We start from the raw sequence: 13346 nt of genomic DNA on the forward strand, positions 1-13346 counted from the left end.
GTTAATCAGATCGCCCTTGCCTTGATTTTGGTTAAAAAGATTTCCAACTCACGGCTCAACGGCTCTCCTTTTCGCAACAAAATGCCGAAGGGGCTCAGTTGCTCTTCAATCTCAAGGCTCAAGGCTGTCAACAGGCCTGTATGCACATGATCTCGCACCACCGTGTCAGTTAGCACCAATATGGCATCGGTGATCTGCGCGAGTTGTAGCATGGCAAATACCGAACTGCATTCGATCACGTCGTTGGGAGATCCGACTCCTAGTCGTTCAAAGGCCCGCTCGAGAGCAACTCGAGCAGGGCTGGTGTGGGGTTGCAAAATCCAGGGCCATGCATCAATCAGATGCGCCAGACTTAGAGAACGCTCGTGCGTTAAAGGATGCCCGGAACGCACAACGACAGCCAGATGTTCATTTCCAAGCGGTTCGAAATCGAAATGTTGGCGATCCTCTACGCCGGGCAGTCGCGCTATTGCTACATCGATTCTGCGCTGATCGAGCAATACGCTGAGTTGGTCGCTGGTATCACCCATGATCCTTAAACGCAGCAGCGGATAGTTCGCTTTCATATCCGCGATCGACTGGACGACCAAGTCCGGAACCGCGCCCATGATCGCGCCTACACAGAGATAACCATATCCGCCGGATTGACGGTCAGCCAGGTCTTCCGCGCAGCGCTCCAGTCCGTTAAGTGCAGCCCGGGCAAAGCGCAGCAGTTCCTCCCCTAGCACCGTTGGCCTTACGCCTCTGGATTGACGCTCGAATAGGGCGCATCCGAATGTCTGTTCAATTTCCTGAAGCATGCGCGTTGTCGCTGGTTGCGACATATTCAGGCTCTCAGCTGCACGATGCAAATTCTGACAATTGCCTAGGGTGACGAGCATCAGAAGGTGTTTGTAGCGAAGACGGTTGAACAAGCTACGAGCAGTAATAGGCGCGTTCATGGTGATCCGGTTGTCAGTGGTGATGCGCGCAAGGTATCGCATTTCAGAAAAACGTATTGGATTTGAAGAAAACTCCTTGTTACTTATTAGCCTCAACGACTTTCTTGGAGCGCACTATCAGATGAGCCAAAACTACATCGGCCCTATCCTTGACTCTCACATTCACCTGTTCGACCCGAGCCGCCCAGACGGCATTCCGTGGCCAAACCCAAGCGATAGCATCTACTCGCCACATTTACCACCAGACTATTGGCGAATAAGCGAGCGCCATGGCATCACTGCGGCCATAGCAGTAGAAGCCAGTCCGTGGGTCGCCGACAATCACTGGTTGCTGGATGTGGTAAAAGCCGACCCTCAACTGTCAGGCTTTATCGGAAATCTAGATCCCGCCACCAAGGAGTTCCGACAGGAATTGGAATGGCTGGTGGCCGAACCCAAATTTCTCGGATTGCGTTACGGTAATTTATGGGGTCGCGACCTGCTGCTCGACCAGGATCAATCCTGCTTCATCGACAACCTTTCGGCATTGGCCGACAGCGGGCGTAGCCTTGACACTGCGAACCCTGATGAACGTCTGCTTAAAGGTGTATTGCGCTTGAGCGAAAAACTTCCTCATTTGCGGATCATTGTCGACCACCTACCGAATGCTGCAGTGCCGCCGGGAAAACTGCAATCGTTCGCGAATCAAATCCAAGCCCTCGCCGAGCGGCCAAACGTATTCGCAAAACTCTCAGCTCTCCCCCAAAAAAAACAAAATACGGTTATTTTGGACGCGGCCTTTTATCGAGATCGAATGGCATTGTTGTGGGATGCATTTGGCGAAGATCGTTGCCTGTTCGGAAGTGACTGGCCCAACAGTGAATTCTTGGCCAATTTTGAAGACACTTTATCTCTGGTGCACGCTTGTTTGGCCGATCGCTCGCTGATTGCTAAACAAAAATTTTTTTACCTTAACAGCGCACGTGCCTACAGCATTTCCCTCCCCGCCAGATAAGCGACAAAGCTGCGTTGAGGCCCCAGGCCGATACCTTCAATGCATCACTATCCAGTTAAATGGAATTAGTCGGCATCGGTCTTTCTTTTTACAATCGACTCATTCCGAGCAGGCACCGCTTGACCGCAGTGCCACAAGACTGCCAAGAAATTCAATAAGGAACCGGCGTGAGCGATCTGACCTGCGCACATCTTCTGCCGCTAATTTTTTCTTCAAGGCGGCCATTGTTGTGCTTTCCGCAAGCTGCGCAACGCTGAATACAACCAGCGCTGCTAGCAACACAGGTCGCCTGTCGACCCCGATTCGCCAAACTAGGAACGCTATATGAGCACGCCCACGATCAAACATGTCCGCGCTTTTACCCTGACTGGCAGAGGCGCTGACTATCACGACCAAGAAACTGGCCATTGGATTGATGATCACATTTCCACGCCTCTTGGCCGTTATCCGGAGTATCGACAGAGCCGCCAGAGCTTCGGTATTAACGTCCTAGGCACATTGGTCGTTGAAATCGAGGCGACTGACGGCACCGTCGGCTTCTCGGTCACTACCGGCGGCGAAATCGGTGCATTTATTGTCGAAAAACACTTAGCGCGGTTCCTTGAAGGTGCAAAAGTCACTGACATCGAAAAAATATGGGATCAGATGTTTCATGCCACTTTGTTCTATGGCCGCAAGGGCATCGTTCTCAATACCATCTCCGGCATTGATTTAGCCCTATGGGATTTGCTCGGCAAAATTCGTCAGGAGCCAGTGCATCAATTACTGGGGGGCGCTGTACGCGATGAGTTGCAGTTCTATGCAACTGGATCGCGTCCGGATCTGGCCAAAGACATGGGATTTATAGGTGGAAAGATGCCTCTGCAGTACGGCCCTAACGAAGGGGAAGAGGGCCTGCGTAAAAACCTCGAGCATCTGGCAGAGATGCGCGAAAAGGTCGGCACTGATTTCTGGCTGATGTTTGACTGCTGGATGAGCCTTGACCTGAATTACGCCACGCGCCTAGCGAAGGGCGCCGCAGAGTTTGGCCTCAAGTGGATCGAAGAAGCGCTGGCTCCAGACGATTATTGGGGCTATGCCGCGCTACGGAAAAATGTACCTAACGGGATGCTGGTTACCACGGGGGAGCATGAAGCAACGCGTTGGGGATTTAGAATGCTATTGGAAATGGGATGCTGCGACATCATTCAGCCGGATGTTGGGTGGTGTGGGGGAATCACTGAACTCATCAAAATTTCAGCCTTGGCCGATGCACACAATGCGATGGTCGTGCCTCACGGCTCCTCGGTTTATAGCTATCACTTTGTCATCACTCGTACGAATAGCCCGTTCGCCGAGTTTCTGAACATGTCGCCCAAAGCCGACGAAATTGTTCCCATGTTCTCGCCACAATTGATAGGAGAGCCAGTACCGATTAACGGTCGGATGCGCGCCTCGGTATTAGATAAGCCAGGCTTCGGCGTCGAGCTGAATACTGCCCTGAAACTCAACCGGCCTTATGCGCGTTAACCAGGATTGTCGCCATGCTAACCCGCGCCTTTCGCATGAATGTTTATCCCGGTCAAGAATCGGAATATCTGAAACGACACGATGAAATCTGGCCCCGATTGTTAAAAGTGCTCCAACGCGCAGGCATTGCAGACTACAAGATATTTCTAGACGAGGTGAATTGCGCCTTATTCGCGGTCATGACTTACGAACAACAGCACCTTCTGGATAATTTGGCAGTGGAGCCAGTAATGCAGGAATGGTGGCAATACATGCGAGAAATCATGCCCAGTCACGCGGACGGCTCGCCGATCGCAGTTGATCTCCAGCCTATTTTCAAGCTGCCGCAGGCATAAAACTTCGGCCGATATCAAATAGCGGCTCATCAATAAAAATAATAAGGATGCACGAACTTGGATACCATTTTTTTAGGGGTAATTCTACATTTCATTGGTAGCTTCGCCTCTGGCAGTTTTTATATTCCTTATAAAAAGGTTAATGGTTGGGCGTGGGAAAGCTATTGGATTTCCGGTGGCTTGATTTCTTGGCTCATAGTGCCGTTGATAGCCGCGTTTTTAACTGTGCCCAGTTTTCTAGACATTCTACGCAACGCGAATAGCGTTACATTGTTCTGGACGTACTTCTTTGGAGTGCTGTGGGGTATCGGAGGGTTAACGTTCGGCCTGACCATGCGCTACCTGGGACTATCTTTGGGCATGTCATTAGTCATGGGATTGACTTCGGCTTTGGGCGCGTTAATGCCTCCTATCTATCGTGACTTGTTTACCGACGCCAAGGCGGGAACCTTTAGCGAAATGATCGCTAACCCCGGAGGTCACTGGGTGCTGGTAGGGGTTGTGGTGTCGCTAGCAGGCATCGCCTTGTGTGGTCGCGCAGGGTTGATCAAGGAGCGTGAGGTTCCTGATGTCACCAAATTCGAGAGCGTAAAAGAATTCTCTTTGGCCAAGGGGGCGGTGGTCGCCTTGATTTCCGGTGTGCTGAGTGCCTGCTTCAGCTACGGGATCTCCGCCGGCGAACCCCTGGCCGAAGCCGCTATCGCCCACGGCGCTAATAGCCTCTTCCAGAATAACGTGACCTTCATGGTCATCATGTGGGGGGGGCTGACCACTAACAGCATCTGGTGCCTGTGGCTCAATTACCGCAACCGCACGTTCGGTGACTACACCAACCGCGCCACGCCGTTGTTACGTAACTACCTGTTGGTGGCCACGGCCGGCACCTTGTGGTTCTTGCAATTCTTCTTCTACGGAATGGGTGCGAGCCGCATGCACAACGACGCCAGTTCGTGGGTGCTGCACATGTCTTTCATCATCATTGTTTCCAATCTCTGGGGTCTGTATTTCCGCGAATGGCAAGGCACCAGTGCTGCTAACAAAGGCGTGCTGATGCTCGGTATCGCCGTGATCCTAGCCGCCATCGCCATGGTCGGCTACGGCAACTACCTCGGCTAATTTCTACTTACTAAATGGAGCCCATCCCATGTTGCTCAAAAACAAAACCGTGATTATTACCGGTGCTTCTCGCGGTATAGGCCGTGCCGCCGCGCTCGAATGCGCCCGTCAGGGTGGCCACGTGGTAATCGCCCATAGCGGCAGTGCTCAGGGCCACAGCGCGGCGACATCGTTGATCGGCGAGATCGAAACTTTCGGCGGTCAAGCCATCGAAGTGGGCAGCGACGCCGCTGACCTGGACACCGGCGATCGCCTGGTGGCCGCGGCTGTACAAGCCTTCGGTAGCGTCGATGTGTTCGTCAACAATGCCGGCATCTGTCCGTTCCACTCGTTCCTCGACATGCCCCGCGAGGTCTATCTGAAGACCATCAACACCAACCTGAACGGTGCCTATTTTGCCGTGCAGGCGGCGGCCAACCAGATGAAGAACCAAGGCACCGGTGGCTCGATCATCGCCGTCAGCTCCATCAGTGCACTGGTGGGCGGCGCCATGCAGACCCACTACACCCCGACCAAGGCAGGCCTGCATTCGCTGATGCAATCATGTGCTATCGCCTTGGGCCCCTACGGCATTCGCTGCAACTCGGTGTTGCCCGGCACCATCGCCACCGACATCAACAAGGACGACCTGGCCGACGAAGAGAAGCTCGCCTACATGACCTCGCGTACGCCGCTGGGACGCTTGGGTTTACCGGACGACGTCGCCGGGCCGATCGTGTTCCTCGCCTCCGACATGGCGCGCTACGTCACCGGCGCCTCGCTGCTGGTAGACGGCGGCCTGTTCGTCAACTTGCAGTAATTGGGAGCAAGCCCCATGCAGATGCCACGCAATGCCTTCAAGGCCGCCCTTCGCAGCCAGCACCCGCAATATGGTCTGTGGGCCGGTTTCGCCACGGGCTACGCCGCCGAAATCGCCGCCGGTACCGGGTACGACTGGCTGTTGATCGACGGAGAACACGCGCCCAACACGGTGCCGAGCATTCTCGCCCAGCTGCAGGCCATAGCGCCCTACTCCACCGCACCAGTGGTGCGGGCGGTCAATGGTGATAGTACGCTGATCAAGCAACTGCTCGATATCGGTGTACAGACCTTGATGATCCCGATGGTCGAAACCGCCGAACAAGCCCGTTCGCTGGTGCGTGCGATGCGCTACCCGCCCGACGGCATTCGTGGGGTTGGCGGTGGTCTGGCGCGCGCCACGCGTTGGGATGGCGTGACGGACTACCTGGCCACCGCTCATAAGGAGCTGTGCCTAATCGTCCAGGTCGAATCGCGCCTGGGCGTGAAAAACGTCGCCGAGATCGCCGCCGTCGAGGGTGTGGATGCGGTGTTCGTCGGCCCGGCCGATTTGTCCTCAGGCCTGGGCTTTCCCGGCGACCCCGGCAACCCCGAGGTGCAGTCGCAGATTCGCAATGCCATCGACGCCACCCTGGCTGCCGGCAAGGTCGCGGGTATTCTCGCGCCGTTCGAGGAAGACGCCCGCCGCTATCGAGAATGGGGCTGCCAGTTCATTGCAGTGGGCATAGACATAAGCCTGTTCCGTCAAGCGGCCCTGAGCAATTTGGCGCGGTACCGCGAACCGTCCGATGCCCCTTCACCATCCCGTACTTATTGAGTCGCCGCTTGGAGCTATTGCCATGAGCCAAATGCTACCGACCTACTCCAACTACATCGCCGGCACGTTCCGCGCCAGCGCCGAACACATCCCAGTGACCAACCCGGCAAACGGCGAGTTGCTCGCCCACGTGCCGGCGTCAACGCCGGAGGACGTAGACCACGCGATCGCTGCGGCACGTGCCGCGCAAAAACCGTGGTCACGCAAACCGGCCAATGAACGCGGTCAGTACCTGCGCCAAATCGCCACGCTTATCCGGACAAACGTTGCACAATTGGCGCGCACCATCACCGCCGAGCAAGGCAAGATATCAGCGCTGGCCGAAGTCGAAGTTAACTTCACCGCCGATTATCTCGACTACATGGCTGAATGGGCACGCCGTATCGAAGGCGAAATCATCACCAGCGACCGTCCGGCCGAAAACATTTTCCTGTTCCGTAAACCGTTGGGGGTGGTGGCAGGCATCCTGCCGTGGAACTTCCCGTTCTTCTTGATCGCCCGCAAACTCGCACCAGCCCTGATTACAGGCAACACAATCGTTGTCAAGCCCAGCGAAGAGACGCCGATTAACTGCATGGAATTCGCCAAACTGGTCGCACAAACCGATCTGCCGGCCGGCGTGTTCAACGTGGTCAGCGGCGCTGGCAAGGTCGGCGGCCAATTGAGCAGCCACAGCGGCATCGACATGGTCAGCTTCACCGGAAGCGTCGACACCGGATCGCGGATCATGGCCGCGGCGGCCCCTAACCTGACCAAGCTGAACCTGGAGCTAGGCGGCAAAGCGCCGGCCATCGTCATGGCCGATGCCGATCTTGAGCTGGCGGTCAAAGCCATCCGCGACTCAAGGATCATCAACAGTGGCCAGGTATGCAATTGCACGGAGCGGGTGTACGTGCAGCGCAGCGTCGCTGACCAATTTATTGAGCGAATCGGGCATGCCATGGCCGCCACCCGCTTCGGCGATCCGCTCGCCGACAGCAGCGTCGAAATGGGCCCGCTGATCAACCAGGCCGGGCTTGATAAGGTCGTCGAGAGAGTCCGCGTGGCTCGTAGCCAGGGCGCGCAACTGATTACCGGGGGCCACCTGGGTGATCGGCCATCGGGCTTCCATTTCCAGCCGACCGTCCTGGCCGGCTGCAATGCCGACATGGAGATCATGCGCGAAGAGATCTTCGGCCCGGTGTTGCCGATTCAGATCATTGACGACCTGGACGAAGCCATCGCCCTGTCCAACGATTGCGAGTACGGGCTGACGTCCTCGATTTACACCCGCAGCCTGAGCCAAGCGATGCACGCGGTGCGTGAACTGGAATTTGGCGAGACCTACGTCAACCGAGAAAACTTCGAGGCCATGCAAGGTTTCCATGCCGGCGTGCGCAAATCCGGTATCGGCGGCGCTGACGGAAAGCATGGCCTTTACGAATACACCCACACGCACGTGGTGTACCTGCAAGGCTGATTGCCCAGACGCCCGGTTTGTGCTGGGCGTCGCTGCCCCATTAATTGCTCACCACTGACGGCGCTATTTCGCGTCGCGGATAACTGCGCCCGCCTCACTGGTTTACCCACAAAAATAACAAACGAACCCCGGGAAACAGCATGAACAAACGACTCTCCATTACCCTACTCTGCATCGCTTCGAGTGGACTTTCCAGCACGGCTTTTTCTGCCGATATGCTGGCTGCCGACTCTCCTTGGCTATTGGGCGACTGGAACGGCGAACGGCAAAAACTCTCTGAACAAGGCTTTGATTTTACCCTCAAGTACGTTGGCGAAGTAGGCTCCAACCTCAGCGGTGGATACGACAAAAGCATCACGGCACGCTGGAGCGATCAGATCATTCTCGGAGTTGATCTGGACTTGCAGAAATTGTTGGGTTGGGATGACGCGACTTTCCGCATAGGCATCGGCGAACGTAACGGCAAGGACATTACCAATGACCGCGTACACCAGCCCAACGCTACAGGCCTAACGTCGACCATGGAAGTATTCGGGGGCGGCAACGCCTGGCGCTTGTCGCAGTTCTGGTATGAGCAAAAATTCTTCGATCGCAAGCTGTCGGTGAAGGCTGGTCGTTTCGGCCACGGCGAAGATTTCGACCAGTTCCCCTGCGAGTTCCAGAACGTCACCTTGTGCGGCTCACAGGAGGGCAATTGGAATGGTGTCTGGAACAGCTTTCCGATCAGCCAATGGGCTATCCGCACCCGCTATCAATTGACATCCGAGTTCTACATGCAAGCCGGCGCCTACAACAAAAACCCAGGCAACGCTGAGATGAGTAACGGATTCAAGCCGTTCATTTCTGGATCTCAGGGCACTACTTTCCCGATCGAAGCAGTGTGGAAGGGGCGGCTCGCCGGGCTATCTTCGGAGTACCATGCCGGTTACTTCTACGCCAATGCAAACACCAAAGACATGCTCAAAGATGACGATGGCAACTTTGCGGCTGATAGCAACAAGCCCTACAAACAATATTCCACTAACAGTGGCTGGTGGATCTCTGCTCAGCAACAGTTGACTGCAGTGGAAGGTAATACCAAACGAGGCCTCAACGTTTTTACAAACATGACGTTTAACGACCCGGACAAAAGTGTCATCAAAAACTTGATCCAAGTTGGCTTGATTTATCGTGGCCCATTCGCTGCACGTCCCTACGACACGATCGGTATCGGAGCGTCACGCCTGAAGGTAAATGATAGTTACACCCAAAACGCGGAGTTACTGAATTCGAATTCCGGAGCCACGACGATCAATGATCCTCTTTATGTGCCAGAACAACGACGAGAATACAGCTACGAGATCAACTACGGTTACCAAGCCACTAAGTGGATGATGATTCGTCCTAATCTGCAGTACGTGAAATACCCAGGCGGTCTGACCGAGACTGACTCGGCAATAGTAGGTGGAGTGCAATTCATCTTGGATTTTTGATCCCTTTACTTACATTTATAACTCGCCTAACCAACCACATCTCCTCAATCGGAGGGAAACGGTCTTGACAGAAAGCTTGATCGGCCGGGGTTAACTTAATTGCCTCTGATTGATGAGATTCGGTTGGCTATTGTCGTCTAAACGCAAAACTCTTAGCCAAACTTCGAATACCAGCGCGTGTAATGTCAGTTCGAGTCTGAATTGAGCTGTAGGCACTGGCAATGAACAATAGCTTCGTTTCGAGGGCCCAACCAGCCTGCCTGGAAAACCAGCAGACTCTTAGCTTCGTTGGGCCAAAGTAACCGCTTTGCCGTTTGACCACTGACCACTGACCACGTTACGGCTAGAAAAGCTGATAGGTCTTAATCGATGTGTAAGCATGAGATTCACCGCAGTGAGCGCATTACGAGCCAGTAATCACGCTTGTTGCGAAGTTGTCATCAGGAAACTGCAGCAAGCTCGCCACTGCTATTTATCACTCGATTGCGCAAGCGCTATTCCTACAGACACTTTCGCAATCAAACTAAAGCAACAGCTACAGACGAGCTACACCGGTGACTAGGCGAAGCGAACATTCGCGTGCTAGGGTTCAACTTTCTACTCGATTCCGTCCTTTTGACTTCGCTGCATAAAGTAATCGGTCAGCCTTGAGTAGAAATTCCTTGTGATCTCCCTCTCTCGTTTTGCAGGTCGACACGACACCTGAGCTAATTGTGACTATCCCAAACGGGCTCGCTGAATGTGGAATATTTGCATTCAACAGCGAAAGCCTAATATTTTCTGCAACCATCACTGCACCTGCAACTTCAGTGTCCGGAAGCAGAACTACAAACTCTTCCCCCCCATAGCGAGCAGCGACATCACCAGGCCTGTTGACGTTGGCCGCAATAATGTTTGCTACGTGCACAAGGCAATCATCGCCACTTAAATGGCCGCAATGGTCATTATATTGCTTGAACAAATCTATATCCAAAAGGATTACGGATATGCTTGTTTGATTTCTCGTGGCACGCTTCCATTCTTTATCCATAGCCAAGTCAAAACTTCTCCTATTGGCTAGGGAAGTGAGGCCATCTGTATGGGCTATCACCTCCAGCTCTTTTCGGATTATTTTTAGCTCGCGCTCTGCAACAAGCAGCTGTTGGATCTGCCGATATAGCAAGCCACCTAAAAATGCCAACGCCAATATGATGGAACCTACCAGTGCAACCGACTGGTAAACATATGACCACCAAGGCGCAAATACATGTTCGTACGACACGCCGGCTGCTGCGACGATAGGCAGCCCAGCTAGACGACGATAAGCGTAGATCCGCTCGATACCATCTACGATGGATTTAATGATTGCAGTACCGCTGTCGCTCTGGGGTAAGTAACGGCTAAAAATCTCACCTTTGGAAAGATTGGTCGTCATCAACGCTGCGACTGTCGGGCGCCGGGCGAGAAGTTCTCCATTATCGAGTGCTAGGAAAATTACTCCTGCGTCGTCAACGTCCATACGTTTGAAAAAGCTTTGAAAATATGAAACTGGAACCGTGGCTAACGCAACTCCTGCAAAGGCTCCATCGGCTGTTTGGATACGCCGACTTATAGGGATCACCATATCCCCTGTCGTTCGACTTTCCACTATCGAGCCAACGTGGATGGACTGGTCATCGTGCTCACGGTGATATCGGAAGTAAGCTCTGTCGCCGTTGTTTTTGGTTTGCAAACCTTCGGAAAACGAATTGGCCATCCAATTTCCTTGAGCATCGAAGATGAATATACCCTGAACGCCTTCAATGTCGTTCACCTGGCGGGCCATTAGCTTCGCTAACCGCTCCTGCTGATCAGGGCCACTTCCATCGTGCGCCACCCGCTCAGCAAGATCTCGCAGTGTATTGTCGGCTTGCAGCATCGTGTCACGGGCCTGCTGTTCAGCGGCGAGTACAATGTTCGAAACAGTTATTTTGGCCGCGTCCACTCGCTCACCGGACGACTGCACCATTTGCCAAGCAGTAGCAAGGATCAACGAAAAACAGACTAGAAGAATGAAACCTATCAGCGAAAGAGATAACGCTTTAGGTGTCAGCCTTGGTGAAATCGGTAAGGAGAGCGTCATTTGTGCGTCGTCAAATTGGCGGTGGGCTTAAGCGAGCAATTTTTATACCGGCGTGGAAATAAAGCTTTCACCCGCAGCTTCGGAATCCCTGAAACCCGAGCACACAGTCGTTGTTCTTTATATATCCCGACGCGGTTTCGCCCCCACACATCACCCAAATGCTCCATAAACTCATCGGACTGCGAAGACGGCGACCCCGCGCGAACTCGATTGGCAACACCGGGCCGTCCATGAACCATTTGCCCGCGAGCGGTTAGATGTTCGTTTTCCAAATCAACGATCCCTATCCTAAACATGCGATTACCATGCTCAGCACCTCTGTTTGAAACGAAGCTCAATCGAGATGCCCCGAGCCCTACAGGTCAACCGCGTGCACGGCAGTTCGGTGCGATGGGCACTGCCCCTCCTTGGGCAAGTAGTCCCTTCAGCCTTTAGTCTTTCTAGGATCTGCTGATCGAGGAAATGTACGCTCCTCTTGGATCGTGCCGTCCTCTTTGTGGATTTTGAGAGAAGCTGTCTTGCCCTGAAGAAATTCGCTCGCTATCTCGGTGATTTCTGCTTTCGTAGATGCGGTCTTGGAGGCGCGTTGCGCGCCCTCTTTGACGAGCTCCCAAAGTTTTTCCGTTTTTTTGATGTGATAGTTATCCATTGGCTCACCTCTGAAATGACGATCAATACCTGTCAGGTTGACCATAGGAGAACCGAAGAGTTTGAACGGAGTGGCGGCATTATGGATGCTTACGGAAATCCTCTTGAGTTTCCTCAGGACGTGGGCCAAACGCCCGAAGCATGGGCTGTAGCCGCTACACAGCAGTAAGAGCTTTAGCATGGCAAAGCTTAAACAGTCTTAGCTCGCTGCAAGCGTTGCTTACCAGCGCGGTTAGCGATCTCCGGCGCTGAGCCTTCACCGTTCTGCTGCCGGCAAAGAAATTCGCGTATCAAACCAGCAGTTCGCCTGGCACTGGTCACTACGAAAAAATGCCCCTCGCCCTTGAGAACGCGCAGTTCGGCTTGTGGAATTGAGCGTCGCAGGACATGCGCATTGTATGGCTGCACGAGGGTGTCACGATCGCCGATGAGGATGAGCGTGCGTATACGCAAACGGGATAACCGCAGCAGACTTGTCCAGCCTACTAAAGCGGTTAGCTGGTGTTGGTAGGTTCGAAGGCGTACGGTTAGCATTCGCTTTACAACACCGAAACGCAGCAGCGCCTGTGTCGAACTGGCTGAACCATCTCGTTCGGGTTGTTTGCCGCCTGCGCTCCCTCTAAAAAACTCCAGGATGTCGGCGGGCTTTACCAGTAGCACCGGGCCCGCAGAGGTCGCCGCCAAGATAAGCCTTCGTACCATGGTGGGATGACGAAGAGCCAACTCTTGCGCCAATGCACCGCCCCAGCTCACGCCAAATACATCAACATGGTCGAAACCCAATTGTGTGAGCATTTCGGCGATCAGATCGGCATGACTTGGCAATCGCATCGGCCAGCGGGGCATCTGCGATTTGCCGACACCAGGCACGTCCAACGTGATCGTTGTGTAGTCACCTAGTTCGTTGCGCAGAGCATCGAAGGTTTTAATCAAACCTCCCAGACCGTTGAGTAGGAGTAACGGTGGGCCTTGGCCGGCGATTGAGACATTCACCTGCAAGTCTGTAACGGTCATCATTCGGCTCGGCATGGACTCCTCCTCCGTCATTCGTGAAGCAGTGTAGACGAGCAGTTGTGAGACTCGAACTACAGCCTGTCCTCCTAATATCTCGATATTTGTCTAAGCCCAACACATTCTGATAAAGGTTCAAACGCTT

12 protein-coding genes are annotated in these 13346 nt (G+C 54.0%); 8 read left to right on the forward strand and 4 right to left on the reverse strand.

The window, feature by feature from the left end; translation table 11 throughout:
• Positions 1-5: 5 nt before the first annotated feature.
• A complete protein-coding gene (locus ACGSLL_RS17370; protein WP_394507278.1) occupies positions 6-941 on the reverse strand; it encodes a LysR family transcriptional regulator in 936 nt (311 codons plus the stop codon).
• Between ACGSLL_RS17370 and ACGSLL_RS17375 the strand changes: the two genes are divergently transcribed.
• From ACGSLL_RS17375 to ACGSLL_RS17410, 8 genes are all read left to right on the forward strand, one after another.
• Complete coding sequence (locus ACGSLL_RS17375; protein ID WP_394507279.1) at positions 940-1935, forward strand: amidohydrolase family protein; 996 nt, start codon at positions 940-942, stop codon at positions 1933-1935. The two genes, ACGSLL_RS17370 and ACGSLL_RS17375, sit on opposite strands and share 2 nt — an antisense overlap.
• A 324-nt stretch (positions 1936-2259) precedes the next feature.
• Positions 2260-3444 (forward strand): L-rhamnonate dehydratase, encoded by a 1185-nt coding sequence (gene rhmD, locus ACGSLL_RS17380; protein ID WP_394507280.1) that lies wholly within the window; start codon positions 2260-2262, stop codon positions 3442-3444.
• Positions 3445-3458: 14 nt separating this feature from the next.
• Positions 3459-3779 carry an L-rhamnose mutarotase gene (gene rhaM, locus ACGSLL_RS17385; protein WP_394507281.1) on the forward strand — a complete coding sequence of 107 codons (321 nt, stop codon included), beginning with the start codon at positions 3459-3461 and terminating at the stop codon, positions 3777-3779.
• A 57-nt stretch (positions 3780-3836) separates the two neighbouring features.
• Positions 3837-4895, forward strand: a complete 1059-nt coding sequence (rhaT, locus tag ACGSLL_RS17390) for an L-rhamnose/proton symporter RhaT (protein WP_394507282.1) — start codon at positions 3837-3839, stop codon at positions 4893-4895.
• Positions 4896-4923: 28 nt separating this feature from the next.
• Positions 4924-5694: an SDR family NAD(P)-dependent oxidoreductase gene (locus ACGSLL_RS17395; protein WP_394507283.1), complete on the forward strand. Its 771-nt coding sequence runs from the start codon at positions 4924-4926 to the stop codon at positions 5692-5694.
• A gap of 15 nt (positions 5695-5709) precedes the next feature.
• On the forward strand, positions 5710-6510 hold the full coding sequence (locus tag ACGSLL_RS17400) for an aldolase/citrate lyase family protein (protein ID WP_394507284.1): 801 nt from the start codon (positions 5710-5712) through the stop codon (positions 6508-6510).
• 22 nt (positions 6511-6532) lie between these two features.
• Positions 6533-7969 (forward strand): aldehyde dehydrogenase, encoded by a 1437-nt coding sequence (gene aldA / locus ACGSLL_RS17405; protein ID WP_394507285.1) that lies wholly within the window; start codon positions 6533-6535, stop codon positions 7967-7969.
• Positions 7970-8109: 140 nt separating this feature from the next.
• Positions 8110-9441 carry a carbohydrate porin gene (locus ACGSLL_RS17410; RefSeq protein ID WP_394507286.1) on the forward strand — a complete coding sequence of 444 codons (1332 nt, stop codon included), beginning with the start codon at positions 8110-8112 and terminating at the stop codon, positions 9439-9441.
• 589 nt (positions 9442-10030) lie between these two features.
• Here ACGSLL_RS17410 and ACGSLL_RS17415 read toward each other — a convergent pair.
• The 3 genes from ACGSLL_RS17415 to ACGSLL_RS17425 form a co-directional block, all read right to left on the reverse strand.
• On the reverse strand, positions 10031-11542 hold the full coding sequence (locus ACGSLL_RS17415; RefSeq protein WP_394507287.1) for a sensor domain-containing diguanylate cyclase: 1512 nt from the start codon (positions 11540-11542) through the stop codon (positions 10031-10033).
• Between the two features lie 424 nt (positions 11543-11966).
• Positions 11967-12191, reverse strand: coding sequence for a DUF2188 domain-containing protein (locus ACGSLL_RS17420; RefSeq protein WP_041478933.1), 225 nt, complete (start codon positions 12189-12191; stop codon positions 11967-11969).
• A gap of 188 nt (positions 12192-12379) precedes the next feature.
• Positions 12380-13219, reverse strand: a complete 840-nt coding sequence (locus ACGSLL_RS17425; RefSeq protein ID WP_394507288.1) for an alpha/beta fold hydrolase — start codon at positions 13217-13219, stop codon at positions 12380-12382.
• Positions 13220-13346 lie beyond the last annotated feature (127 nt).

It is taken from the genome of Pseudomonas retamae (genome assembly GCF_043496865.1).
GTDB classification, from domain to species: domain Bacteria; phylum Pseudomonadota; class Gammaproteobacteria; order Pseudomonadales; family Pseudomonadaceae; genus Aquipseudomonas; species Aquipseudomonas retamae.

Bases quoted from the DNA above. Each gene is read 5' to 3' on its own strand.
- ACGSLL_RS17375 (WP_394507279.1), top strand. From the start codon at position 940: ATGGTGATCCGGTTGTCAGTGGTGATGCGCGCAAGGTATCGCATTTCA.
- ACGSLL_RS17370 (WP_394507278.1), bottom strand. From the start codon at position 941: ATGAACGCGCCTATTACTGCTCGTAGCTTGTTCAACCGTCTTCGCTAC.
- rhmD (WP_394507280.1), top strand. From the start codon at position 2,260: ATGAGCACGCCCACGATCAAACATGTCCGCGCTTTTACCCTGACTGGC.
- rhaM (WP_394507281.1), top strand. From the start codon at position 3,459: ATGCTAACCCGCGCCTTTCGCATGAATGTTTATCCCGGTCAAGAATCG.
- ACGSLL_RS17395 (WP_394507283.1), top strand. From the start codon at position 4,924: ATGTTGCTCAAAAACAAAACCGTGATTATTACCGGTGCTTCTCGCGGT.
- ACGSLL_RS17400 (WP_394507284.1), top strand. From the start codon at position 5,710: ATGCAGATGCCACGCAATGCCTTCAAGGCCGCCCTTCGCAGCCAGCAC.
- aldA (WP_394507285.1), top strand. From the start codon at position 6,533: ATGAGCCAAATGCTACCGACCTACTCCAACTACATCGCCGGCACGTTC.
- ACGSLL_RS17410 (WP_394507286.1), top strand. From the start codon at position 8,110: ATGAACAAACGACTCTCCATTACCCTACTCTGCATCGCTTCGAGTGGA.
- ACGSLL_RS17415 (WP_394507287.1), bottom strand. From the start codon at position 11,542: ATGACGCTCTCCTTACCGATTTCACCAAGGCTGACACCTAAAGCGTTA.
- ACGSLL_RS17420 (WP_041478933.1), bottom strand. From the start codon at position 12,191: ATGGATAACTATCACATCAAAAAAACGGAAAAACTTTGGGAGCTCGTC.
- ACGSLL_RS17425 (WP_394507288.1), bottom strand. From the start codon at position 13,219: ATGCCGAGCCGAATGATGACCGTTACAGACTTGCAGGTGAATGTCTCA.